Source organism: Listeria ivanovii subsp. londoniensis (genome assembly GCF_000763495.1).
GTDB classification, from domain to species: Bacteria; Bacillota; Bacilli; order Lactobacillales; family Listeriaceae; genus Listeria; species Listeria londoniensis.
This window is the reverse complement of sequence record NZ_CP009576.1, coordinates 1,892,372-1,916,955: the sequence shown is the minus strand read 5'-3', so window position 1 is coordinate 1,916,955 and position 24,584 is coordinate 1,892,372. Positions and strand designations below refer to the sequence as shown.

The 24,584-nt window shown below is 40.8% G+C and carries 17 protein-coding genes, 21 tRNA genes, 2 rRNA genes and 2 riboswitches; of the genes, 36 read left to right on the top strand and 4 right to left on the bottom strand.

Annotated features, from left to right (window positions below):
* Positions 1 to 203 precede the first annotated feature (203 nt).
* The 28 genes from JL53_RS09385 to JL53_RS09250 all read left to right on the top strand — a co-directional run bounded on the left by JL53_RS09385 (position 204) and on the right by JL53_RS09250 (position 13,308).
* Positions 204 to 3,136 (top strand): 23S ribosomal RNA (locus tag JL53_RS09385).
* Between the two features lie 79 nt (positions 3,137 to 3,215).
* A 5S ribosomal RNA gene (gene rrf, locus JL53_RS09380) occupies positions 3,216 to 3,331 on the top strand.
* A gap of 9 nt (positions 3,332 to 3,340) precedes the next feature.
* Positions 3,341 to 3,413: transfer RNA gene (locus JL53_RS09375), tRNA-Val, on the top strand.
* An 8-nt stretch (positions 3,414 to 3,421) separates the two neighbouring features.
* A tRNA-Thr gene (locus tag JL53_RS09370) sits at positions 3,422 to 3,497 on the top strand.
* A 38-nt stretch (positions 3,498 to 3,535) separates the two neighbouring features.
* Positions 3,536 to 3,608 (top strand) — tRNA-Lys (locus tag JL53_RS09365).
* Positions 3,609 to 3,613: 5 nt separating this feature from the next.
* A tRNA-Leu gene (locus JL53_RS09360) sits at positions 3,614 to 3,695 on the top strand.
* A gap of 15 nt (positions 3,696 to 3,710) precedes the next feature.
* A tRNA-Gly gene (locus tag JL53_RS09355) sits at positions 3,711 to 3,785 on the top strand.
* A gap of 14 nt (positions 3,786 to 3,799) precedes the next feature.
* Positions 3,800 to 3,885 (top strand) — tRNA-Leu (locus tag JL53_RS09350).
* Between the two features lie 9 nt (positions 3,886 to 3,894).
* Positions 3,895 to 3,968, top strand: a tRNA-Arg gene (locus JL53_RS09345).
* Positions 3,969 to 3,978: 10 nt separating this feature from the next.
* A tRNA-Pro gene (locus JL53_RS09340) sits at positions 3,979 to 4,052 on the top strand.
* An 18-nt stretch (positions 4,053 to 4,070) separates the two neighbouring features.
* Positions 4,071 to 4,143 (top strand) — tRNA-Ala (locus tag JL53_RS09335).
* A 52-nt stretch (positions 4,144 to 4,195) separates the two neighbouring features.
* A tRNA-Met gene (locus tag JL53_RS09330) sits at positions 4,196 to 4,269 on the top strand.
* A gap of 11 nt (positions 4,270 to 4,280) precedes the next feature.
* Positions 4,281 to 4,354 (top strand) — tRNA-Ile (locus JL53_RS09325).
* A gap of 22 nt (positions 4,355 to 4,376) precedes the next feature.
* Positions 4,377 to 4,466, top strand: a tRNA-Ser gene (locus JL53_RS09320).
* A 41-nt stretch (positions 4,467 to 4,507) separates the two neighbouring features.
* A tRNA-Met gene (locus JL53_RS09315) sits at positions 4,508 to 4,581 on the top strand.
* 6 nt (positions 4,582 to 4,587) lie between these two features.
* Positions 4,588 to 4,663 (top strand) — tRNA-Asp (locus JL53_RS09310).
* A gap of 4 nt (positions 4,664 to 4,667) precedes the next feature.
* Positions 4,668 to 4,740, top strand: a tRNA-Phe gene (locus tag JL53_RS09305).
* A 26-nt stretch (positions 4,741 to 4,766) separates the two neighbouring features.
* Positions 4,767 to 4,839, top strand: a tRNA-His gene (locus JL53_RS09300).
* Between the two features lie 23 nt (positions 4,840 to 4,862).
* A tRNA-Gly gene (locus JL53_RS09295) sits at positions 4,863 to 4,933 on the top strand.
* 26 nt (positions 4,934 to 4,959) lie between these two features.
* Positions 4,960 to 5,033: transfer RNA gene (locus JL53_RS09290), tRNA-Ile, on the top strand.
* Between the two features lie 6 nt (positions 5,034 to 5,039).
* A tRNA-Asn gene (locus tag JL53_RS09285) sits at positions 5,040 to 5,112 on the top strand.
* Between the two features lie 38 nt (positions 5,113 to 5,150).
* Positions 5,151 to 5,241 (top strand) — tRNA-Ser (locus JL53_RS09280).
* A gap of 5 nt (positions 5,242 to 5,246) precedes the next feature.
* A tRNA-Glu gene (locus JL53_RS09275) sits at positions 5,247 to 5,318 on the top strand.
* A gap of 67 nt (positions 5,319 to 5,385) precedes the next feature.
* The gene (locus JL53_RS09270; protein ID WP_038407475.1) at positions 5,386 to 6,561 is read left to right on the top strand and encodes an MFS transporter; all 1,176 of its coding nucleotides are present in this window, start codon (positions 5,386 to 5,388) and stop codon (positions 6,559 to 6,561) included.
* Positions 6,562 to 6,637: 76 nt separating this feature from the next.
* Positions 6,638 to 6,744: riboswitch (SAM riboswitch) on the top strand.
* 106 nt (positions 6,745 to 6,850) lie between these two features.
* Positions 6,851 to 9,148: a 5-methyltetrahydropteroyltriglutamate--homocysteine S-methyltransferase gene (gene metE, locus JL53_RS09265; RefSeq protein WP_038407474.1), complete on the top strand. Its 2,298-nt coding sequence runs from the start codon at positions 6,851 to 6,853 to the stop codon at positions 9,146 to 9,148.
* 20 nt (positions 9,149 to 9,168) lie between these two features.
* Complete coding sequence (locus JL53_RS09260) at positions 9,169 to 10,293, top strand: aminotransferase class I/II-fold pyridoxal phosphate-dependent enzyme (RefSeq protein ID WP_003719975.1); 1,125 nt, start codon at positions 9,169 to 9,171, stop codon at positions 10,291 to 10,293.
* A complete protein-coding gene (gene metC, locus JL53_RS09255; protein WP_038407473.1) occupies positions 10,286 to 11,458 on the top strand; it encodes a cystathionine beta-lyase in 1,173 nt (390 codons plus the stop codon). The genes JL53_RS09260 and metC overlap by 8 nt, the downstream gene beginning before the upstream one ends.
* The gene (locus JL53_RS09250; protein WP_038407472.1) at positions 11,455 to 13,308 is read left to right on the top strand and encodes a bifunctional homocysteine S-methyltransferase/methylenetetrahydrofolate reductase; all 1,854 of its coding nucleotides are present in this window, start codon (positions 11,455 to 11,457) and stop codon (positions 13,306 to 13,308) included. Before metC ends, JL53_RS09250 begins: the two co-directional genes overlap by 4 nt.
* Positions 13,309 to 13,346: 38 nt before the next feature.
* Here JL53_RS09250 and JL53_RS09245 read toward each other — a convergent pair whose 3' ends face one another.
* Positions 13,347 to 14,285 carry a 1,4-dihydroxy-2-naphthoate polyprenyltransferase gene (locus JL53_RS09245; RefSeq protein ID WP_038407471.1) on the bottom strand — a complete coding sequence of 313 codons (939 nt, stop codon included), beginning with the start codon at positions 14,283 to 14,285 and terminating at the stop codon, positions 13,347 to 13,349.
* A gap of 174 nt (positions 14,286 to 14,459) precedes the next feature.
* Between JL53_RS09245 and JL53_RS09240 the strand changes: the two genes are divergently transcribed.
* Genes JL53_RS09240 through JL53_RS09220 form a run of 5 tightly spaced genes read left to right on the top strand, consistent with a single transcriptional unit; the run spans position 14,460 to position 20,650 of the window.
* Positions 14,460 to 15,848 (top strand): isochorismate synthase, encoded by a 1,389-nt coding sequence (locus JL53_RS09240; RefSeq protein ID WP_038407470.1) that lies wholly within the window; start codon positions 14,460 to 14,462, stop codon positions 15,846 to 15,848.
* A complete protein-coding gene (menD, locus tag JL53_RS09235) occupies positions 15,845 to 17,587 on the top strand; it encodes a 2-succinyl-5-enolpyruvyl-6-hydroxy-3-cyclohexene-1-carboxylic-acid synthase (protein WP_038407469.1) in 1,743 nt (580 codons plus the stop codon). Before JL53_RS09240 ends, menD begins: the two co-directional genes overlap by 4 nt.
* Position 17,588: 1 nt before the next feature.
* Positions 17,589 to 18,419: a 2-succinyl-6-hydroxy-2,4-cyclohexadiene-1-carboxylate synthase gene (gene menH, locus JL53_RS09230; RefSeq protein WP_038407468.1), complete on the top strand. Its 831-nt coding sequence runs from the start codon at positions 17,589 to 17,591 to the stop codon at positions 18,417 to 18,419.
* Entirely contained in the window at positions 18,416 to 19,234 is an 819-nt protein-coding gene (gene menB / locus JL53_RS09225; protein WP_038407467.1) for a 1,4-dihydroxy-2-naphthoyl-CoA synthase, read from the top strand. Before menH ends, menB begins: the two co-directional genes overlap by 4 nt.
* A 15-nt stretch (positions 19,235 to 19,249) precedes the next feature.
* Complete coding sequence (locus tag JL53_RS09220; protein WP_003719969.1) at positions 19,250 to 20,650, top strand: o-succinylbenzoate--CoA ligase; 1,401 nt, start codon at positions 19,250 to 19,252, stop codon at positions 20,648 to 20,650.
* A 37-nt stretch (positions 20,651 to 20,687) separates the two neighbouring features.
* On the opposite strand, the gene JL53_RS09215 is transcribed toward JL53_RS09220, so the two are convergent.
* Together JL53_RS09215 and yidD are read right to left on the bottom strand one after the other, a co-directional pair.
* Positions 20,688 to 21,644 (bottom strand): metal ABC transporter substrate-binding protein, encoded by a 957-nt coding sequence (locus tag JL53_RS09215; protein WP_038407466.1) that lies wholly within the window; start codon positions 21,642 to 21,644, stop codon positions 20,688 to 20,690.
* 149 nt (positions 21,645 to 21,793) lie between these two features.
* The gene (yidD, locus tag JL53_RS09210) at positions 21,794 to 22,069 is read right to left on the bottom strand and encodes a membrane protein insertion efficiency factor YidD (RefSeq protein WP_003719967.1); all 276 of its coding nucleotides are present in this window, start codon (positions 22,067 to 22,069) and stop codon (positions 21,794 to 21,796) included.
* A 72-nt stretch (positions 22,070 to 22,141) separates the two neighbouring features.
* Between yidD and ytkD the strand changes: the two genes are divergently transcribed.
* From ytkD to JL53_RS09195, 3 genes are read left to right on the top strand one after another with little or no spacing between them, the layout of a single operon-like run.
* Positions 22,142 to 22,615, top strand: coding sequence for an RNA deprotection pyrophosphohydrolase (gene ytkD / locus JL53_RS09205; protein ID WP_038407465.1), 474 nt, complete (start codon positions 22,142 to 22,144; stop codon positions 22,613 to 22,615).
* Between the two features lie 49 nt (positions 22,616 to 22,664).
* Positions 22,665 to 22,907: a DUF2584 domain-containing protein gene (locus JL53_RS09200; protein ID WP_003719965.1), complete on the top strand. Its 243-nt coding sequence runs from the start codon at positions 22,665 to 22,667 to the stop codon at positions 22,905 to 22,907.
* Positions 22,908 to 22,923: 16 nt separating this feature from the next.
* A complete protein-coding gene (locus JL53_RS09195; RefSeq protein WP_003719964.1) occupies positions 22,924 to 23,835 on the top strand; it encodes an L-lactate dehydrogenase in 912 nt (303 codons plus the stop codon).
* A 102-nt stretch (positions 23,836 to 23,937) separates the two neighbouring features.
* Here JL53_RS09195 and JL53_RS09190 read toward each other — a convergent pair whose 3' ends face one another.
* Positions 23,938 to 24,237 (bottom strand): hypothetical protein, encoded by a 300-nt coding sequence (locus tag JL53_RS09190; RefSeq protein ID WP_038407464.1) that lies wholly within the window; start codon positions 24,235 to 24,237, stop codon positions 23,938 to 23,940.
* Positions 24,238 to 24,430: 193 nt separating this feature from the next.
* Positions 24,431 to 24,540, top strand: a riboswitch (SAM riboswitch).
* The last annotated feature ends 44 nt before the right edge of the window (positions 24,541 to 24,584 follow it).

The following is a 24,584-nucleotide window of genomic DNA, read 5'->3' as shown; positions in this document are numbered from 1 at the left end:
TCAGTTTTGAGAGGTTAATTCTTCTCTATACTGTTTGTTCTTTGAAAACTAGATAAGAAAGTTAGTAAAGTTAGCATAAATAGGTAACTATTTATGACACAAGTAACCGAGAATCATCTGAAAGTGAATCTTTCATCTGATTGGATGTATCATCGCTGATACGGAAAATCAGAAAAACAACCTTTACTTCAATGAAGTAAATTGGTTAAGTTAGAAAGGGCGCACGGTGGATGCCTTGGCACTAGGAGCCGAAGAAGGACGGGACTAACACCGATATGCTTTGGGGAGCTGTACGTAAGCGTTGATCCAGAGATTTCCGAATGGGGGAACCCACTATCTTTAGTCGGATAGTATCCTTACGTGAATACATAGCGTGAGGAAGGCAGACCCAGGGAACTGAAACATCTAAGTACCTGGAGGAAGAGAAAGAAAAATCGATTTCCTGAGTAGCGGCGAGCGAAACGGAAAGAGCCCAAACCAAGAAGCTTGCTTCTTGGGGTTGTAGGACACTCTATACGGAGTTACAAAAGAAAGTTATAAATGAAGCGGTCTGGAAAGGCCCGCCAAAGACGGTAACAGCCCGGTAGTTGAAATAGCTTTCCCTCCAGAGTGGATCCTGAGTACGGCGGAACACGTGAAATTCCGTCGGAATCCGGGAGGACCATCTCCCAAGGCTAAATACTCCCTAGTGACCGATAGTGAACCAGTACCGTGAGGGAAAGGTGAAAAGCACCCCGGAAGGGGAGTGAAACAGTTCCTGAAACCGTGTGCCTACAAGTAGTTAGAGCCCGTTAATGGGTGATAGCGTGCCTTTTGTAGAATGAACCGGCGAGTTACGATTTGTTGCAAGGTTAAGCGGAAAAAGCGGAGCCGTAGCGAAAGCGAGTCTGAATAGGGCGAATAAGTAACAGGTCGTAGACCCGAAACCAGGTGATCTACCCATGTCCAGGATGAAGGTAAGGTAATACTTACTGGAGGTCCGAACCCACGCACGTTGAAAAGTGCGGGGATGAGGTGTGGGTAGCGGAGAAATTCCAATCGAACTTGGAGATAGCTGGTTCTCTCCGAAATAGCTTTAGGGCTAGCCTCGAGGTAAAGAGTCATGGAGGTAGAGCACTGTTTGGACTAGGGGCCCTTCTCGGGTTACCGAATTCAGATAAACTCCGAATGCCATGTACTTATACTCGGGAGTCAGACTGCGAGTGATAAGATCCGTAGTCGAAAGGGAAACAGCCCAGACCACCAGTTAAGGTCCCCAAATATATGTTAAGTGGAAAAGGATGTGGGGTTGCTTAGACAACCAGGATGTTGGCTTAGAAGCAGCCACCATTGAAAGAGTGCGTAATAGCTCACTGGTCGAGTGACCCCGCGCCGAAAATGTACCGGGGCTAAACATATTACCGAAACTGTGGATGAACCTCTTTGAGAGGTTCGTGGTAGGAGAGCGTTCTAAGGGCGGTGAAGTCAGACCGGAAGGACTGGTGGAGCGCTTAGAAGTGAGAATGCCGGTATGAGTAGCGAAAGAAGGGTGAGAATCCCTTCCACCGAATATCTAAGGTTTCCTGAGGAAGGCTCGTCCGCTCAGGGTTAGTCGGGACCTAAGCCGAGGCCGATAGGCGTAGGCGATGGACAACAGGTAGAGATTCCTGTACCAGTGCTAATTGTTTAACCGATGGGGTGACACAGAAGGATAGGGAATCGCACGAATGGAAATGTGCGTCCAAGCAGTGAGTGTGAGAAGTAGGCAAATCCGCTTCTTGCGAAGCATGAGCTGTGATGGGGAAGGAAATAAAGTACGGAAGTTCCTGATTTCACGCTGTCAAGAAAAGCCTCTAGGAAGAGTAGTACTGCCCGTACCGCAAACCGACACAGGTAGATGAGGAGAGAATCCTAAGGTGAGCGAGAGAACTCTCGTTAAGGAACTCGGCAAAATGACCCCGTAACTTCGGGAGAAGGGGTGCTCTATTAGGGTGCAAGCCCGAGAGAGCCGCAGTGAATAGGCCCAGGCGACTGTTTAGCAAAAACACAGGTCTCTGCAAAACCGTAAGGTGACGTATAGGGGCTGACGCCTGCCCGGTGCTGGAAGGTTAAGAGGAGTGCTTAGCTTCGGCGAAGGTACGAATTGAAGCCCCAGTAAACGGCGGCCGTAACTATAACGGTCCTAAGGTAGCGAAATTCCTTGTCGGGTAAGTTCCGACCCGCACGAAAGGCGCAACGATCTGGGCACTGTCTCAACGAGAGACTCGGTGAAATTATAGTACCTGTGAAGATGCAGGTTACCCGCGACAGGACGGAAAGACCCCGTGGAGCTTTACTGCAACCTGATATGGAATGTTTGTACCGCTTGTACAGGATAGGTAGGAGCCGAAGAGACGTGTGCGCTAGCATACGAGGAGGCAATGGTGGGATACTACCCTGGCTGTATGACCATTCTAACCCGCCACGCTTAGCGCGTGGGGAGACAGTGTCAGGTGGGCAGTTTGACTGGGGCGGTCGCCTCCTAAAGAGTAACGGAGGCGCCCAAAGGTTCCCTCAGAATGGATGGAAATCATTCGCAGAGTGTAAAGGCACAAGGGAGCTTGACTGCGAGACTGACAAGTCGAGCAGGGACGAAAGTCGGGCTTAGTGATCCGGTGGTTCCGCATGGAAGGGCCATCGCTCAACGGATAAAAGCTACCCCGGGGATAACAGGCTTATCTCCCCCAAGAGTCCACATCGACGGGGAGGTTTGGCACCTCGATGTCGGCTCGTCGCATCCTGGGGCTGTAGTCGGTCCCAAGGGTTGGGCTGTTCGCCCATTAAAGCGGCACGCGAGCTGGGTTCAGAACGTCGTGAGACAGTTCGGTCCCTATCCGTCGCGGGCGCAGGAAATTTGAGAGGAGCTGTCCTTAGTACGAGAGGACCGGGATGGACACACCGCTGGTGTACCAGTTGTTCCGCCAGGAGCATCGCTGGGTAGCTATGTGTGGCAGGGATAAACGCTGAAAGCATCTAAGCGTGAAGCCCCCCTCAAGATGAGATTTCCCATTTCTTCGGAAAGTAAGATCCCTGAAAGATGATCAGGTAGATAGGTTTGGAGTGGAAGTGTAGCGATACATGGAGCGGACAAATACTAATCGATCGAGGACTTAACCAAAAAAATGAAACGAAGTTACCTAACTGAACCCTTTCTTCTCTAGTTTTGAGAGAGCAATCTTTCAACAACTTAAATATTGTCTGGTAGTTATGGCGAGAAGGTCACACCCGTTCCCATCCCGAACACGGTAGTTAAGCTTCTCTGCGCCAATGGTAGTTGGGGGCTTCCCCCTGCGAGAGTAGGTCGCTGCCGGGCAGTATTTCTGGAGGTTTAGCTCAGCTGGGAGAGCATCTGCCTTACAAGCAGAGGGTCAGCGGTTCGATCCCGTTAACCTCCATTTTTTATGCCGGCTTAGCTCAGTTGGTAGAGCAACTGATTTGTAATCAGTAGGTCGCGAGTTCGACTCTTGCAGCCGGCACCATTTATATTTTCTTTATAATAGTACATAATTATTGTAGAGAGCCGTTAGCTCAGTTGGTAGAGCATCTGACTTTTAATCAGAGGGTCGCTGGTTCGAACCCAGCACGGCTCACTTTTGCGGGTGTGGCGGAATTGGCAGACGCACCAGATTTAGGATCTGGCGCCGCGAGGCGTGGGGGTTCAAGTCCCTTCACCCGCACTTATTATAAAATATGCGGAAGTAGTTCAGTGGTAGAACATCACCTTGCCAAGGTGGGGGTCGCGGGTTCGAACCCCGTCTTCCGCTCCATATTTTATAGAAACGCCGGGGTGGCGGAACTGGCAGACGCACAGGACTTAAAATCCTGCGGATAGTGATATCCGTACCGGTTCGATTCCGGTCCTCGGCACTTATATTTGCGCCCATAGCTCAACTGGATAGAGTACTTGACTACGAATCAAGCGGTTAGAGGTTCGACTCCTCTTGGGCGCACTTTATTAAACGGGAAGTAGCTCAGCTTGGTAGAGCACTTGGTTTGGGACCAAGGGGTCGCAGGTTCGAATCCTGTCTTCCCGATTGATTAATTTTTATATTGGGGCCTTAGCTCAGCTGGGAGAGCGCCTGCTTTGCACGCAGGAGGTCAGCGGTTCGATCCCGCTAGGCTCCACTTACTTCATAACTTAATCACATAAGCAAGAAAATAGTAATCTTATTATTGTGGCGGCGTAGCTCAGCTGGCTAGAGCGTTCGGTTCATACCCGAGAGGTCGTGGGTTCGATTCCCTCCGCCGCTATTTTCTAAATTGGACCTTTAGCTCAGTTGGTTAGAGCAGACGGCTCATAACCGTCCGGTCGCAGGTTCGAGTCCTGCAAGGTCCACTTGTCACTTTATTATTATCATGGAGGAATACCCAAGTCTGGCTGAAGGGATCGGTCTTGAAAACCGACAGGCGGGTAATACCGCGCGGGGGTTCGAATCCCTCTTCCTCCGTTTTTCACTTGTGATATGTGGACTAAATTTAATATTATTGTCGCGGGGTGGAGCAGTCTGGTAGCTCGTCGGGCTCATAACCCGAAGGTCGTAGGTTCAAATCCTGCCCCCGCAATAGAGTGGTTCCGTGGTGTAGGGGTTAACATGCCTGCCTGTCACGCAGGAGATCGCGGGTTCAAATCCCGTCGGGACCGCCATTATGGCTTGGTAGCTCAGTTGGTAGAGCACTTGATTGAAGCTCAAGGTGTCGGCAGTTCGATTCTGTCCCAAGCCATTCATTTTAAACATTTTTGCCTTATGGCGGATATGGCGAAGTGGTTAACGCACCTGATTGTGGTTCAGGCATTCGTGGGTTCGATTCCCATTATCCGCCCTCTGTTTTTAATTTATTATTATGCGGGTGTAGTTTAGTGGTAAAACTACAGCCTTCCAAGCTGTTGTCGTGGGTTCGATTCCCATCACCCGCTTTTACCATGGAATTTTAATTTTACTGGGGCCTATAGCTCAGCTGGTTAGAGCGCACGCCTGATAAGCGTGAGGTCGATGGTTCGAGTCCATTTAGGCCCATTTTATTCCACAGTAGCTCAGTTGGTAGAGCAATCGGCTGTTAACCGATCGGTCGCAGGTTCGAGTCCTGCCTGTGGAGTTATTCCTTAAATAGGATAAAAATTATACTATATATCTGGGGAAGTACTCAAGTGGCTGAAGAGGCGCCCCTGCTAAGGGTGTAGGTCGCTCGCGCGGCGCGAGGGTTCAAATCCCTCCTTCTCCGCCAGATATGGCCCGTTGGTCAAGCGGTTAAGACACCGCCCTTTCACGGCGGTAACACGGGTTCGATTCCCGTACGGGTCATCCAAAAAAACAATGTCGATTTTCGATATTGTTTTTTTATTTATTATCAATTATTTTGGAGGATGGCATGGGTTCTAAAGGGAAATTTTGGATTTTAACAATGGTTGTAGCAATTTCTGGCTTGTCACAAGGTGTATTATTACCGCTTATTGCAATTATTTTAGAGGGGAAAGGGGTAAATGCCGGGATAAATGGATTTCATGCCACTGGTATTTACTTAGGGGTTTTGCTGATTTCGCCATTTATCGAGGCTCCATTACATAAATATGGTTATAAACCAATTATACTAATTGGTGGGGGACTTGTTGCACTTGCGATGCTAGCTTTTCCAATCTGGTTTAATTTATATTTTTGGTTTTTCTTGCGCTTGCTTATTGGTGTAGGAGATCATATGTTACACTTTTCTTCACAAACTTGGATTGGTGCGATGAGTGATTCAAGTAAGCGAGGCCGAAATATGGCAATTTATGGATTGTTTTTTTCATTGGGATTTGCGATTGGCCCTCAATTAGTTAACTTAGCTAAAATAAATGCTAACTTGCCATTCTTTTTATCAGGAATTTTAGTTTTGTGTGCTTGGGGATTGGTTTGGTTTCTTAAGAATGAGTTTGTAGGGGAGAAAGCTGTTATACGAAAAATTTCTTTTTTTGATAGCTTGAAGCGTTTTTCGGAAGTTTTTAAGATAGCATGGGTTGCAATGATTCCACCATTTTTGTATGGAATTTTGGAAACGGGGTTAAATGCAACTTTCCCAATTGTTGGATTACGAAATGGATTAGATACAATGTTGATTGCTGTAATTATTTCTTCTTTTTCTGTAGGCACTATTTTATTTCAAGTTCCAATTGGAATGATTAGTGATAAATTTGGTCGAGGGAAAATTTTACCGCTTTTGACTGGACTTGGAGCTTTTGTTTTTGTGTTAACAGCTTTTGTTAATTTGCCAGTATTGTTTGTGATTTTCTTCTTTGTTCTGGGGATTTTACTTGGCTCTTTGTATTCTCTTGGGTTATCGTTTATGACTGATTTGACGCCGATTGAGCTACTTCCGGCTGGAAATATTTTGGTTGGGATGTGTTTTAGTTTAGGAAGTATCATTGGACCCAGTGCAACCGGAATGATGATTGGTATTTTTGGAAATCAAATATTTTATTTTGTTATAGCTGGAATCCTTTTACTTGGCTGTTTCTTATTGACTTTTGGAGAAAAGAAAATGCGTGCTGTCAAGAAAATAGAAATTTAATGTTTGACAGTTTTAAGTTCCAAGTGGTATGATGATTTCAATCCATTTGAAGTGGTTCAAAAAACTAAATAAATTACTCTTATTATGAGTGGTAGAGGGACTGGCCCGTTGAAACCCAGCAACCTTTCAATTCGTTGAAAAGGTGCTAAATCCTGCGAAGTGTGATGCTTCGAGAGATAAGAGAGACTTAAAGAGTTTCGCTCGATTTGTGTATAGAAACTTCCAAACCTCTCTAGTTCTCTAGGGAGGTTTTTTATTGGCATAAACTAGAGAGGAAAAGGTGATAGGTATGGTAAAGGTAATTAGTTCAAATTTAGGATATCCAAGGCTTGGCGAAAAACGGGAATGGAAACGAGCTTTAGAGAAATTTTGGAATGGGGCGATTACGGAGCAAGAATTACTAGCTGAAACAAAAGTACTAAGATTGCATGCACTTAAAAAGCAACAAGCTAAGGGCATTGATTTAATTCCTGTTGGTGATTTTAGTTTCTATGATCAAGTGCTTGATACAAGTGTTACTTTCGGGGTTATTCCAAAGCGGTTCAATCACGAGGGTGGAAAGATAACGTTAAATACTTATTTTGATATTGCCCGCGGAAAAAATAATGCAGTGGCTTCTGAAATGACGAAATGGTTCAATACTAACTATCATTACATCGTTCCAGAACTTGCAGATGCCAATCCAAAAGTTATAGATAACCGTGCACTTTATTATTATGAGGAAGCAAAAAAAGAACTTGGTATTGATGGGAAGCCAGTCCTTGTTGGACCGATTACTTATTTGAAACTTGGAAAAGGTAGTAATGAAGAAAGCTTTGAAAGGTTGTTAGATAAATTTATTCCAGCATATGTGGAAATTTTAAAAGAGCTAGAGACAGCTGGTGTCAAATGGGTACAAATAGACGAGCCATATTTGGCGACTAGTTTTGATAAAGAAGAAATTGCGTTATTCCAGCACGTGTACCAACAATTTCAGAAAGCAGTGCCTAGCTTGAAAATTGAGTTGCAAACTTATTTTGAAAGTTTGGATTATTATGAAGATGTAGTGAATTTACCGGTTGCAGCTATTGGGATTGATTTTGTGCATGACCATGGGGATTCGCTAAAAGCATTAAAAAAGTATGGTTTTCCAGAAGATAAATTTTTGGCAGCTGGCGTGATTGATGGCCGGAATGTTTGGCGGAGCAATCTGGATGAGAAGTTAGAGCTATTAGCAATTATTGCAGAATATGTCACTGAAGGAAAGCTAATCGTTCAGCCATCTAATTCTTTATTACATGTCCCTGTAACAAAATGGAGTGAAACTGACTTAGATAAGGTCATTCTTGATGGATTGTCATTTGCGGATCAAAAGTTAGATGAAATTGCAATTTTAACAAAAGCTTTAACATCTGGAAAAGAAAGTGTTACAACAGAGTTAGAAGAAGCGCGAACAGCTGTTGCGGCATTAAATGAATCTAGTCACCGGAATAATATAGAAGTTCAAGTAGCCATTAATAATTTGGGGAATGTTCGCGTCGAACGAGAATTACCTTTTGCAGAACGGATTGAATTACAACATGCATGGTTAAAGTTGCCACTATTCCCAACGACGACGATTGGTAGTTTTCCACAGTCACCTGAAGTTCGTAAAACTCGCGCAGATTGGTTAAAAGGGAATATTACGGATGCTGAATATCATTCATTTATTGAAAAAGAAATTGCACGTTGGATTCAGATTCAGGAAGACTTAGATATTGATGTACTGGTACACGGTGAGTTTGAACGAACTGACATGGTGGAATATTTTGGTCAGAAATTAGCAGGATTCCAAGCAACAAAATTTGGATGGGTGCAATCATATGGTTCGAGAGCGGTTCGACCACCACTTATTTACGGAGATGTTGCTTTCACAGAAGAAATTACGGTGAAAGAGAGTGTTTATGCACAATCACTAACGAAACGTCCTGTAAAGGGGATGTTAACTGCACCAGTAACGATTATTAACTGGAGCTTTGTACGTGACGATGTTCCAGAAAGCGTTGTCGCAAATCAAGTTGGGTTAGCACTTCGTAAAGAGGTAGAAGCACTCGAACGAAACGGGATTAAGGTAATTCAAGTTGATGAGCCAGCCCTTCGAGAAGGGTTACCACTGAAGCGTGCAAGATGGGAAAAATATTTAAATGATGCGGTTTATTCGTTTAAGTTAACAACAGCTTCGGTTCAGAATGATACGCAAATTCATACGCATATGTGTTATTCGGATTTTGATGATATTATTGATACGATTAGCGCTTTGGATGCGGATGTCATTTCCATTGAAACCTCAAGAAGTCATGGGGAAATCATTTCGACATTTGAAGAAGTTACCTATGATAAAGAAATTGGTCTTGGTGTTTATGACATTCACAGCCCTCGAGTTCCTACTGTATCAGAAATTCAAGATAATATTCGCCGTGCTTTACGAGCTATCGATGCGAAACAGTTTTGGATTAATCCTGATTGTGGTTTGAAAACTCGCAAAGAACCTGAAACAATTGCGGCGCTTCAAGATATGATTAAAGCGACTAAAGAGGTGCGTGCGGAATATCAAGTATTAGAGAAATAAAGGAATGGAGGAGAGGTAATATGGCAAAGCTGAAACAAGAGACGATAGCAGCACAAATTGGAAATAGAAAATGTGAAAGAACGGGTGCTGTCAATATGCCAGTCTACTTCTCTACAGCTTACCAGCATGCCGATCTTGGGGTATCAACGGGATATGATTATACGAGAACTGGAAATCCAACGCGAGATGCTTTAGAAGAAGCACTCGCAGAATTAGAAAATGGAACTCATGCCTTTGCAACAAGTTCTGGCATGAGTGCGATTCAACTGGTATTCCAACTTTTTAAAACAGGGGAGCATATTATTAGTTCACAAGATTTATATGGGGGAACTTTTCGATACTTTGAGCAGTTTGGTGAACAATATAATATTGGATTTTCATACTGGAATGGGGCGGAATATGCGGAATTAGAAAAATTACTTCGACCGGAAACGAAGGCTATTTTTATTGAGACTCCGACTAATCCTTTGATGCAAGAAACCGATATTAAGGTTGTTGCTAAATGGGCGAAAGAACATCATTTACTTGTAATTGTAGATAATACCTTTTATACACCAGTTTTACAACAGCCACTTAATCTTGGAGCAGACATTGTGATTCACAGTGCGACAAAATATTTAGGTGGGCATAATGATGTGCTTGCTGGTGCAGTTATTGTGAAAGATGATAGGCTTGGGGAATTTTTCTTCTATCAATTGAATTCGACCGGAACAGTGTTATCGCCTTTCGATAGTTGGTTGTTGATACGAGGACTGAAAACACTAGTACTTCGTGTGAAACAACATCAAGCGAATGCGCAGAAAATCGCGGCATTTTTGGAAACACATTCTTTAGTGGAAGAAGTTCGTTATCCAGGTCGTGGAGGAATGATTAGTTTCTTTATAAAAGATGCCTTGCTTGTTTCGCCACTTTTAAAACAACTTGAATTATTTACTTTTGCGGAGAGTTTAGGAGGGGTGGAAAGTTTGATTACTTATCCGACGACACAAACGCATGCCGATATTCCTATAGAGCTACGAAATTCTTATGGTTTAACAGATAAACTTTTACGAATTTCGGTAGGGATTGAAGCAAGTGAGGATTTAGTGGCGGATTTATCACAGGCGTTAGATAAAGTGGCAGAAGGGGTGGTTTCCCGTGGGTAAAGATTATGATCAAGATACAGTTGTCATTAAAGCGAGTTTAGGAATTGATAAAGAAACTGGCGCGTTAAATACTCCAATTCATTTATCTTCCACATTTCACCAGCATGATTTTGATAATTATCATCCATATGATTATGCAAGAAGTGGGAACCCTACTAGAGAGAAAGTGGAACAAGCAATTGCTGAATTAGAGGGAGGTAAAGATGGATTTGCTTTTGCGAGCGGAATGGCTGCGGTATCTGCGGCACTTTTTACTCTTTCAAAAGGAGATCACTTTATTATTGCAAAAGATGTTTATGGTGGAACATTTCGACTTGTAGAAAAAGTTTTGCCACGATTTGGGATTACGCATACTTTTGTCGATACTACAAATATTGATGAAGTCGCTAAGGCATTTCAACCCAATACTAAACTGGTTTATTTAGAAACACCATCCAATCCGCTGTTACATGTGACGGATATTCGAACGGTTGCCAAACTTGCGAAAGCGAATGGGTGTTATACATTTGTAGATAATACTTTTTTGACTCCGTTGATTCAAAAACCACTTGAGCTGGGTGCGGATCTAGTGATTCATAGTGCGACCAAATTTCTTAGTGGTCACAGTGATATTCTAGCTGGACTTATTGTGACGAATGATTCAGCACTTGCAGAAGCTGTTTACTTCTTACAAAACGCAACAGGAGGCGTGCTAGGTGTACAGGATTCTTGGTTATTGCTTCGTGGATTGAAGACACTTTCGGTACGTATGAAAGCTGGGGTTAGTGCAGCGGAAAAAATTGCTTTATTTTTAAATGCTGAGCCAAAAGTTCAAGCGGTGCATTATCCTGGTTTACCAACTCATCCAGGTTATGATATCCAGGTAGAGCAGGCAACAAATGGTGGGGCGGTAGTGTCTTTTGACCTTGGTAGTGAAAAAGCGGCACGAGAACTAGTTACTCATTTAGAATTACCAGTATTTTCAGTGAGTTTAGGTGCGGTAGAGAGTATTTTGTCGTATCCAGCGAAAATGTCCCATGCTGCAGTTCCAGAAAAAGAACGTCTAGCACAAGGAATTACCCCAGGCTTATTACGTTATTCGGCGGGATTAGAAAATGCAGCTGATTTAATTGCTGATTTAAAACAAGCTCTTTCGTTTGTTAAGAAAGGAAGTGTACCCCATTGAATTTACGAAAAGATTTAAGCGAAAAGGTATTAATAGCGGATGGAGCAATGGGGACGCTACTTTATTCTTACGGAGTGGACCGTTCTTTTGAAGAGTTAAATCTCTCGCATCCAGAAGATATCGTTTCGATTCATAAAGCGTATATTGGTGCAGGGGCTGATATTATTCAAACAAATACTTACGGCGCTAATTATATAAAATTAGCTAGGTATGGTTTAGAAGATGAAGTAAAACGAATTAACCAAGCGGCAATTCGATTAGCGAAAGAAGCGGCACGAGGGACTGGGACATATATATTTGGTACGATTGGTGGAATAAATGGTGCAGTAGATGCAAGACTCCAAGCGGCACCACTGGAAGAAATTAAGCGTAGTTTTAGGGAGCAACTCTATTGTTTTTTACTGGATGGTGTGGATGCAATTTTGCTGGAAACCTACTATGATTTAGAGGAACTTAAAACCGTTTTAAAAATTCTTCGAGAAACGACTGATTTGCCAGTTGTAGCTAATGTATCTATGCATGAACCAGGTTTGCTTCAAAATGGTCAAAAGCTGTCAGATGCGTTAGAAGAACTAATTGCATTAGGAGCAGATGTTGTTGGTATTAATTGTCGGCTTGGTCCGTATCATATGGCACGCGCTCTTGAAACTGTTCCCTTATATAATCATGCCTACTTGGCTGTTTATCCTAATGCGAGCCTTCCAGAAGTGCAAGAAGGCAAAGTGGTTTATCAATCTGATACAGATTATTTTGAGCATTACGGGGAGGTTTTTAGACAAGAAGGAGCACGGATTATTGGTGGCTGTTGTGGAACGACACCTGACCACATTAAAGCCCTTCGAAATGGTCTGAAGACAACGAAGCCGATTTTAGAAAAAAAAGTACGACCGCTGCTTGAACTCGTCCCAGAGGAAGCGGCAGATGAGGATTCAGGAGTGCGACTACTTGATAAAGTGAAAGAAGGCTTAACGATTTTAGTGGAGCTCGATCCGCCACGAACATTTGATACTTCAAAGTTTTTTGAAGGAGCTAAAGCATTAGATAAAGCCGGAGTAGATGCAATTACTATTTCAGACAATTCGTTAGCGACACCGCGGATTAGCAACATGGCGCTTGCATCCATTTTAAAGCATGAATACGGAATTAAGCCGCTAATACATTTGACGACGAGAGACCATAATTTGGTTGGAATGCATTCTCATGTAATGGGTTTTCATAAGCTAGGACTTCATGATGTATTAGCCATTACTGGAGATCCAACAAAAGTAGGCGATTTTCCAGGAGCATCTTCTGTTTTTGATTTACGCTCCGTTGAATTAGTTCAATTAATTAAGAAATTTAATGATGGGATTTCTTATACTGGTAAATCGTTAAAAGAAAAGGCGCGATTTCATGTTGGTGCAGCTTTTAATCCTAATGTGCTTAACTTAGAAAAAGCTGTCCGTTTAATTAAGCGTAAAGTGGAGTATGGGGCAGATTATATTATCACTCAGCCCATTTATGATGTAAATAAGACTGTACTTTTGAAAGAGGCGCTGCAAAAGGCGAATATTAATGTGCCGCTTTTCATTGGTGTAATGCCACTTTTATCTAGTAGGAACGCGGAGTTTCTTCATAATGAAGTTCCTGGAATTCGTTTAACTGATGAAGTTCGTGAGCGGATGCGAGATGCAGAGGAACAAGGCCGGGCAAATGAGAAGGGGATGGAGATTGCACGAGAATTAATTGATTCGATTTGCGCAAATTTTCATGGAATCTACATTATTACACCGTTTCTGAGATATGATTTATCAATTGAGCTTACGAAATATGTTCAAACGAAGCAACAAGTTCAGGTTGCAACCAAATAAAAACTGGTTATCATCCATTAAAGATGATAACCAGTTTTTTACATGAATAAGTTTCTTGATAATAAGCTTAATAGGTATGCAAGTGCTAGTGTTATTCCAAAGATAGTTAACGCCTTAGAAGTTGATTTCATTGCTGGAACCATGGTGATTGGCGAAGATTTACCAATGAATCGCTTAACGGCACGAACTGCTTCTGGCAAGCTAAGGAGAATGAGTAATGTCCACCAAGGAGCATCTTGTGTAAAAATAAGCGCAAGTTCAAATACATAGCTGAAAAGAAAAGCAGCGGCAAATAGTACGGTAGCCCATTTGCGTCCCAGTATGATGGCAAGTGTGTGACGTCCGTTTTTCTTATCGGGATCTAAATCGCGAATACTATTAGCGAGTAACAAGTTACCAACGAGCACCATTACTGGAATAGAAACATAGACGATAAATGAACTAATAAATTCAGCTTGAATGTAGAAGGAAATAAACGTAATAATGCCTCCCATAAAGAATCCTGCCATCACTTCACCAAATGGAGTGTAGGCAATAGGATAAGGGCCACCGGTGTATAAGAAACCAACAAGCATACAAATTGCACCAAGTAATCCCACATACCAATTGAGTTCTATTGATAAGTATACGCCACCTAGGATGGATAAAATGTATAAAAAGATTGCGAGGAATAAAATAAATCCAGGTCGCATACCATTGCGAACGATGGCTCCACCATTGCCGACTGAATGCTCATCATCTTGCCCTTTTTTATAATCAAAGTATTCATTGAATAAATTAGCTGATGTTTGGATGAAGAAACAAGCAACTAACATGACAAGAAAGCGAGTAAAATGAAAACCGGTATAACTCATTGCGACACTTGTTCCGAGGAATACAGGTACAAATGAGGCAACAAGCGTATGTGGACGAAGCAAGGTCCACCATTTTTGAAAACCAGTTTGTTTTGTAAGTACAGGTTTTGAAGCTTTAGACATGTTTTTCTCTCCTTTTTCACTTCCATATGTTTCAGATGTATACCATTCATTTTAGGGAAATATTAGAAGTACGTCAATAATTATTGCTGAAATAGGTGGAAAAACGCAAACCAAGCAGTTTGGCTTGGTTTTTGGTATAATAGAAGATGTGAATGTAAAAGGAGAGATAAGCATATGAATACTAAATTGCCTCTTGATTTATTTAATCAAGCGAAACGTAGCGCAAGCCAAGATGAACCTGCACTATTTAGCTGGGTAACGGAACTCGATGAATTAGTTTCCCCAGTTAAACTATTTAAAAAGGCAGGTACTGCTTTTAAAGGTGAACGATTTTTCTGGCAAAATCCAGAAATGACACTGACAATGACTGGCTTTGGCGTAACGAAACAATTTTTAGCAGAGAAGAAAAAAGATGCTTTTCTTGGACTGCAAGAAAAAATTGACGAGCGATTGCGCACCAGCGTAACAAATGCCACCGTGGATGCAACTGGCCCGCTTTATTTTGGCGGTTTTGCCTTTGATCCTGAACGTGATACTGAAAAAGAATGGCAAAGCTTTAAAGATGGCTTGTTTTACTTACCATTATTTATGTTGACGAATAAAAATGGCAAAAGTTACCTAACTGTCAATTTATCGATTTATTCCGATGACACAGAGAGTAAATTAGATGCTGTTTTTAATCAATGGCAAAAAATCATTCATCAAGAGGTTAATGAAGCAGAAATGGCTTTACTAACAGATTCTAAAGAGCTAGGGAAAGAACATTTCATGGAAACTGCGAGTGAAATCATAGATATGATTAACCATTCGGAAGACGTGAAAAAAGTGGTTCTAGCTAGGCGAATGGGGCTTCGTTTCCAACGACAAGTAGATAGTGCAATTATTTTGGAAAATATGCTGGCAACACAAGAAAATAGTTATTTCTTTCTTATTGAAAAAGGGACTGGGGTTTTCTTTGGGGCAAGCCCAGAGCGATTACTTGCAGTGAATGAAGATACGATTTATTCTTCTTGCGTAGCGGGTTCCACCGAGCGCGGCGCAACAAGCGAAGAAGATGAAGCACTTGGGAAAGCTTTATTAGGCGATGCGAAAAATTTACGAGAGCATTCCTATGTTGTACAAATGATGGAAGAAACATTAAAACCGTTTACAACGGGGCTATCACTGTCCAGTCAACCAGTTTTATTAAAAAACCGTGATATCCAACATCTTTATATGAATATTACTGCGAAGAAAAAGCCAGATGTAACGATGCTTGAAATGGTAAAAGCGCTTCACCCAACTCCTGCACTTGGTGGATTGCCTCAAAAAATGGGTCTCGCGATTATTCGAATGAAAGAAGAAATGGACCGCGGGCTTTATGGTGCTCCGATTGGCTGGATTGATATGAAAGGCCAAGGGGAATTTGCTGTTGCGATTCGTTCTGGTTTAATTGTTGATTCACAAGGAGTATTGTATGCAGGTTGCGGAATTGTTGGAGATTCCGTACCAAAAGACGAATTAAAAGAAACCGAGGTTAAATTCCAACCAATGTTACGCGTACTAGGAGGCATTAAGAAATGACAAACCACGAACAAATGCTGACAGATTATTTGGCCGCATATATTGAAGAACTTGTACAAGCCGGTGTGAAAGAAGCCATCATTAGTCCAGGTTCACGCTCCACACCACTTGCACTAATGATGGCAGAGCATCCAATTTTGAAGATTTACGTGGATGTTGATGAACGCTCGGCGGGCTTTTTTGCACTCGGTCTAGCGAAAGCATCGAAACGTCCAGTTGTTCTGCTTTGTACTTCTGGAACAGCTGCAGCGAATTATTTCCCGGCTGTTGCAGAAGCGAATTTATCACAAATTCCATTAATTGTTCTCACTGCTGATCGCCCGCATGAACTAAGAAATGTTGGTGCTCCGCAAGCTATGGATCAGTTGAATTTATACGGTACCCACGTGAAAGATTTTACGGATATGGCATTGCCTGAAAATAGTGAAGAAATGCTTCGTTATGCAAAATGGCATGGTAGTCGTGCCGTCGATATCGCTATGAAAACACCACGTGGCCCCGTGCACTATAATTTTCCACTACGCGAACCACTTGTCCCAGTTTTAGAACCTTCGCCGTATATTGCAAGAGGAAAACAACATCATCATGTACATATTTATTATACGCATGAAGTATTGGAAGATAGAGCTATTCAAAAAATGGTTCGAGATTGCATAGGCAAAAAAGGTGTTTTCGTTGTAGGACCAATTGATAAAAAAGAAATTGAGCAGCCACTTGTTGACTTAGCGAAGAAATTAGGGTGGCCAATTCTCGCTGATCCGCTGTCTGGTCTTCGCTCGTATGGTGCACTGGATGATGTGGTAATCGACCAATATGACGCTTTCTTGAAAGAAATAGAAATTTTACCGAATATAGCTCCAGAAGTCGTGATTCGTTTCGGGAGTATGCCTGTCTCTAAACCACTTAAAAATTGGTTAGAAAGTCTAGCAGATATTCGTTTTTATGTGGTAGATCCTGGTGCAGCTTGGAAGGATCCAATTAAAGCGGTAACCGATATGATTCACTGTGATGAACGTTTCTTGCTAGATACACTACAACAACATATGCCTGGTGATGCAAAAAATGCAAATTGGCTGAATAAATGGGTCATGTATAATAAAACAGCACGCCAAATTCTCTTTACGGAAATGGCTAATACTACAACCTTAGAAGAAGGGAAAATAGTAGCTGAATTACGTCGGTTGCTACCAGATAAAGCTGGCTTGTTTATCGGTAATAGTATGCCGATCCGTGATGTAGATACGTACTTCCCACAAATTGATAAAAAAATAAAAATGCTTGCTAACCGGGGAGCAAATGGTATTGACGGGGTAGTTTCATCCTCTTTAGGCGCAAGTGTTGTTTTCCAACCGATGTTTTTACTGATTGGTGATTTGTCCTTTTATCATGATATGAATGGTTTACTTATGGCGAAAAAATATAAGATGAACTTGACGATTATTATTGTTAATAATGATGGCGGTGGGATTTTTTCGTTTTTACCTCAAGCAAAGGAACCTAAATATTTTGAGTCACTTTTTGGTACTTCTACTGAATTGGACTTTCGTTTTGCTGCGGCGTTTTATGATGCGAATTATCATGAAGCGAATTCTGTTGATATGTTAGAAGATGCTGTCGATAAAGCAACTTTCCATAAAGGCTTAGATATTATTGAAGTGAAAACCAATCGTCATGAAAATAAAGCAAACCATCAAGCGCTTTGGGATAAAATCGGTACTGCTTTAAAGGCATTAGATTAACATGCAGATAAATGGACAAAAGTATCATGTTTCCACTTTTTTTAGTGGGGAAGAGAAGCCAGTTCTACTCATGCTTCATGGCTTTACTGGAACTAGCGGGACTTATCATGACGCTATCAAGAGTCTAAAAGAGCGTTATAACATTGTTGTGCCTGATTTACTTGGTCACGGGAGGACTGCTAACCCGGATTTGCAGGAGCGCTATTCGATGGGGCATACTTGTGAAGACTTGGCGGAAATCTTGCGTCAACTAGAAATACAACAATGTTTTGTGCTTGGCTACTCGATGGGTGGGCGGGTTGCCACGGGTTTTGCGGCAAGCCATCCTGAAAAAGTACAGGGACTTATCTTAATAAGTAGTTCACCTGGCCTCTTACATGAAGCTGACCGGGAAAAACGAATGTTAGCGGATAATCAATTAGCAGATAGGATTGAACAAAATGGCATCCAAGCATTCGTTGACTACTGGGAAAATTTACCACTATTTGCATCTCAACGAAACTTACCAAACCACATGAAAGTAAAAATAAGAGATGAACGATTGGCGCAAAAACCACTTGGACTAGCGATGAGTTTGCGTGGAATAGGTACTGGCAAACAAGCTTCTTACTGGGACCATTTGGGAAACTTTACTTTTCCAGTTTTATTAATTACTGGTAAGCTGGATATGAAATTTGAAAATACAGCGCAGGAGATGCTGCAATACTTACCAAACGCAACCCATGTTACGATAAAACAAGCTGGGCATGCTGTTTATCTAGAACAACCAACTACTTTCCTAAGTCAGATAAACAACTGGCTGGAAGTTAATTTAAAGGAGGAAGAAAAATGAATTTTAATTGGCAAACAGAAAAAGAATATGAAGAAATTAAATATGAAAGTTATGAAGGAATCGCTAAAATCACGATCAATCGTCCACAAGTACATAATGCATTTACACCAAAAACTGTGACAGAAATGATTGATGCATTTAACAGAGCACGCGATAATTCTGATCTTGGAGTTATAATCTTAACTGGAGAAGGCGATAAAGCATTTTGTTCTGGCGGGGATCAAAAAGTTCGCGGTCACGGTGGTTATGTTGGTGATGATCAAATACCGCGCTTGAATGTCCTTGATTTACAACGCTTGATTCGTGTTATTCCAAAACCCGTAATTGCAATGGTTGCTGGCTGGTCGATTGGGGGCGGAAATGTCCTTCAACTCGTATGTGACTTAACGATTGCTGCTGATAATGCTAAATTTGGTCAAACTGGACCGAATGTAGGTAGCTTTGATGCTGGTTATGGTTCTGGCTATTTGGCTCGTGTTATTGGTCATAAGAAAGCGAAAGAAGTTTGGTTTATGTGTCGTCAATATACCGCAGAAGAAGCACTTGAAATGGGCTGGATTAACACAGTTGTTCCAGTGGCAGATTTAGAAAAAGAAACAGTTTCTTGGGCAAAAGAAATGCTGAAAAAAAGTCCAACAGCGCTTCGTTTTATCAAAGCTGCTTTCAATGCGGACACAGATGGTTTAGCAGGCATTCAACAATTAGCTGGTGATGCAACACTTCTATATTATACAACGGATGAAGCCAAAGAAGGTCGCGATGCTTTTAAAGAAAAACGTGATCCAGACTTTGACCAATTTCCAAAATTCCCTTGATTTGAAGGTGTGAAAATGGACATGACAAACTGGCTTCAAAAACGAGTGCGGCTTTCTCCCAAGGAAACCGCGCTCGTTTTTGAAGGAAAAGCGGAAACATTTGAAGAAATATACCAAGCTATAGAAAATTTAGCAGGTAAATTGTTTTTTCAAGGTGTGAGAAAAGACGATAGGGTAGCCATCCTTGGGAAAAATGACCGGCTGACATTCTTGCTGATTCACGCTTTACAGCAAATAGGTGCGGAGACGTTATTTCTTAATAATCGCTTGACTAAAAAAGAAATAGCTTACCAACTCGAAAATGCCAAAGTAAAAGAAGTAATTGTTTCAGATGCTTTTTTCGACAAAGTGAATTCTGGTATTAGTTATACTGAGTTAATACAAGGGGAATACACACAACCCGATTTTTTAACAACATGGGATTTGACAAAAGTTGCTTCTATTATGTATACATCAGGTACTACTGGGAAGCCAAAAGGCGTCATCCAAACTTATGATAATCATTGGTGGAGTGCGGTTTCTTCTGTATTAAATCTGGGGTTAACTGAACGTGACAGCTGGCTTTGTGCAGTACCAATTTTTCATATTAGTGGTTTATCTATTATGATGCGTTCGGTGATTTATGGGATTCCGGTATATTTGGAAGAACATTTTGATGAAGCAAAGATTACTAAAATGCTTTTGTCTGGAGAAATTTCGACAATTTCCGTAGTTACTTCTATGTTAGAAAGATTACTCCGTGTTCATGACGGTGGATACCATTCGAATTTACGAACCGTATTGCTTGGCGGTGGACCTGCGAATAAAGCCACATTGGAAGTTTGTAAAGCGCGAAATATCCCGCTGGTACAATCGTTTGGTATGACTGAAACGGCATCACAAATTGTGACTCTCTCACCAAAAGAAGCGCTGACTAAAATCGGTTCTTCCGGAAAAGCTTTATTCCCAGCGGAAGTAAAAATTGCTGCTGATGGGGAAATTTTACTGAAAGGTCCCTCCATAACGCCAGGGTACTTGCACAATGAGGAAGCTACGAAAAAAGCATTTTTGGATGGCTGGTTTAAAACAGGTGATATTGGTTATTTGGATGAAGCGGGTTTTTTGTTTGTGTTAGAAAGACGCTCTGATTTAATTATCTCTGGCGGGGAAAATATTTATCCAACCGAGATTGAACAAGTGATTAGTAGCTATGAACCTGTTCAAGAAGTAGCTGTTGTTGGTAAAGCAGATTTGAAATGGGGAAGTGTTCCAGTTGCTTATATCGTTGCAAGCGATGATTTTAACGAAGCAGACCTACAAACTATTTGTCAGACCAATTTAGCGAGTTATAAGATTCCAAAACAGTTTGTACTCGTAGAAGGTTTACCAAAAACAGCTTCTGGAAAAATTAAACGAAATCAACTGAAGGAAAACTAAAAAAGGAAATGCCACTAAATTGAGGCATTTCCTTTTTTTAATAATTAAGTCCTTCTTTTAAAGCTGCTAAGTTATCTTTCATTATAGAAAGATAATCACGTTTTTGATCGATATCTTTTTGTGTTAGTGTTTCTAAATTATGCAGTGTTAATGCTTTGGTATTCGTTTCTTGTTGAATCACATCTGCTATTTTGGAGTTAGTATTTTGCTCCAACATAATGTAGGGAATGTGTTCGCTGTCTATTTTTTCGACAATGGATTTCAATTTCTTTTGAGAAGGTTCATCACTTGTTGACACGCCGGCAATGGGGATTTGATGAAGTTTGTATTCCGTTTCCCAGTAACTATAAGCCGCATGTGCAGTAACAAAATCTTTTTGTTTTGCTTCACTAGTAACCATTTTAAAGTCTTGATCTAAGTTTTTTAGATTTTGTTCAACTGTTTGGTAATTTTTTTCGAAAGTTTCTTTTTGAGCTGGCATTTCTTGCACTAATTTATCTTTCACGATAGTAGCCATTTGTTCCATATAAACAGGATTTAGCCAAACATGTGGATTGATATCTCCATGCTCGTGTTCTTCTTCGCTTTCATGTTCATGCTCTTCAGCAGTAGCATCAGGATCAGTTGGTAAATCTAATTTTTCTGCAGTAGGCACAAATGTCACATGCTCGTTTGCAAGTGTTTTTTCCGCTTTGTCAACAAAACCTTCCATTCCAAGGCCAATGTAGAAAAACAGGTTGCTATCTGCAATTTTCATCATATCTTTTTGAGTGGGTTCAAAACTGTGGGCATCTGAACCTGGAGGATAAATACTGTTCACAACGACATATTTGCCACCAATTTGTTCGGTTAAGTATTGCAAGGGGTAAACAGTTGTATAAACCGTTAATTTGTCACTGCTACTAGCACTTGTATCTTTTTCGGACGAACACCCAGTAAGTATAAGTAAAATAGATAAAAAGGCTGCTAGTACCATAAAATAGCGTTTTTTCAATTAATTCACTCCTTTAAATCGAAATAGTTATTGTTTATACAGTGTGCTAATCGTACTAATTACGATTTATAAGCCAATGTTGATATTACCTTATTTTGCCCAAAAAAGCAAGAAAAAAACGAACCGCAAACAAGCGATTCGTGCTATGATTAATGATGATCATGGGCATTGCAAGTTTGTTTGGATTTATTATCAGTGTCATTTTTATCTTTCTTAGGTGGAACAAAATCAAGTCCGCCCTTATGGAAAGGATGACATTTGGAGATTCTTTTAACGGCTAAGTAGCTACCCTTCAATGCGCCGTGCGTTTGGATTGCTTCGATACCATAAGCGGAACAAGTTGGATAAAATCGGCATGTAGCAGGAGTGAAACGCGAAATATATTTTTGATAAAGTCGGATTCCTCCGATAAGTATTTTTTTCATTATTTTTCATCCTCGAAATTCATGTTATCTACAGCTTACCATATTTTGGAAAAAAGAAAAGGAAGTGGGATTTTGTTTACTTATAAAGATACCCGTCAAAATGAAGTAACGATTTATTTTGAAATGCAAAACTATCAAGCTGACGATGTGCTAATTATTCCGAGGTTATCTGAAGGTTGGTTATTTACAGAACATAAAGAGCGCGGTTTAGAGTTCCCGGGTGGAAAAGGGGAGAAAGAGGAAACGAATATCGAAGCTGCAAGACGAGAGCTGTTGGAAGAAACGGGTGCAGTTGCTAAAGAATTTTATTTTGTGGCTGATTATCTTGTACTATCGAGTGAGCGTACCTTTACGAAACGAGTATATACAACGAATGTAGAGAAAATAGAACCACAAGCAGATTATTTAGAAACAAATGGGCCAGTCATTTTAGAGGGGAACCTTAGTCATTTCATTTTGGACGAGACATTTAGTTTTTTTATGCGAGATGTTGGAATGGTACAAATTGTTCAAGCGGCAGAGCGGATTTTAAGCAGCAAAAACTAGTCAATTAGGGGTGAACTCTGCTATGATAAAAGCATTGGAGGTGAGAAAATTGGGTATGCCACTAGAAGTAAACACAATGATTGTTACAAAGGGAAAAGAAAAACGTATTTCTGATAATTTTTTTGAATTAGAAAAACTAGGATATCGAATTTATCCGATTGATGTTCCTATCCTTGTGCGCAAAACAAAAGAGGGCGAAACTCTTGGAGAAGCGATTCCTCGTAAACTAGTTTGGGAAAATAATAAAACGATAATTAAATATGAATTAATAGCCTTAAATTCAAGTAACTAATTTTGGAGGAGATTCTTTGAAACGAAAAGTTGGTATCATTGGTACTGGCCATGTTGGCAGCGACGTGGCTTTTTCTCTTGTTACACAGGGTATTTGTGAGAAACTAGTCCTAATTGATAAAGAGGAAACAAAAGCAATGAGTGAGGCACTTGAACTTCGCGATATGAGTTCCATGACTCATTCATATACGGAAATTATTCCGAATGATTATCATGCGTTAAGGGATGCAGATATTATCGTGATTGCGGTTGGGCCAGAAACATTGCTACGAGAAGACAGAATGGAAGAATTAATCGAAACAAGTAAAGCCGTAGCGGAGATAGTGCCTAAAATTTTAGCCACTGGTTTTGATGGGATTTTTATTAATATTACAAATCCTTGTGATGTTATTACTTCTTTCATTCAAAAGTTAACTGGTTTTGACCATTCACGCGTATTTGGTACGGGAACATCTCTTGATACAGCGAGAATGCGCAGAATTGTTGGAGAAACACTACATATTAATCCGAAAAGTGTTGATGGTTATGTTCTTGGGGAACACGGAGAATCGCAATTTGTTGCTTGGTCGACTGTCCGTATTGGCGGCATAAATATTGCGGATTTCAAGACAGAAAAACCACTTGATTTAGCAGCATTAAAAGACGCCGTTCGTGGTGGAGGCTGGAATATTTTAACCGGTAAAGGTTGGACCAGTTTTGGTATCGCGACAGCCACAGCACAAATCATTGATGCGTTATTAACGGATGCAAAACAAGTTTTTCCGCTAGCTGTATTTTCACCGAGATTAAACGTTTATATTGGACAACCTGCCATTATTGGTTCGAAAGGAATTTTTAGTATATTAGAACCAAACCTTACAGAGATAGAACAGTCGAATTTTAAAACATCTGCAGAAATTATTCGTAATGCGTTTGATGCTATTAAATAAATATAATTCCTGGCAAAAAATACCTGGATTACTTAACTTGTACTTATTAAAAATAAAAATAGCTACGGTAAAAGTTGTATTGGCTTTTAACGTAGCTATTTTTTATGCAGTTTTAACTTTTTTTTGTTTAGGTTTATTTGATTTTCGAACAATAAAACGAATGAGACTAATGATAAGTGAAACAATATATTCACCGAACGCACCAATGAAAATGGCAATGGCTATTTCGGTTTGTGCCATTCCACCACCATAAAAACTAATGAAGAACACGATACCACTTGCAATCAACCCCATGGTGGCTAAGAAATATTTAAACCAATACCACCGAAGTACAAAATCAAATAAACAAACAGCCGCTAAAAAGCCGAGAAAAATAATCGAGGATAACAGCATTAAACTCATAGATACAATCTCCTTTAGATAAATAAAACATCTTTTTATCCATCTATCATAACACAGGTTGGAAATAATGATAAGAAAAAAACAAATTGAACAACTTTTTTCATCAAAAGCGCCTTTAAAATAAGTAAATCACTGGAATAATTATTGCATCTAGACCTACTTTATGGTATTCTAGCTTAGAATTAAAATTTATCTCTTATCCAGAGCGGTAGAGGGACTGACCCTTTGAAGCCCAGCAACCTACACAAATATGTGAAAGGTGCTAATCTGTTGCAGGAACACTATTTTCCTGAACGATGAGAGCAAAGGTATAATAACAGCCTTTCTCTATTCGTGCGCGTTTTGTG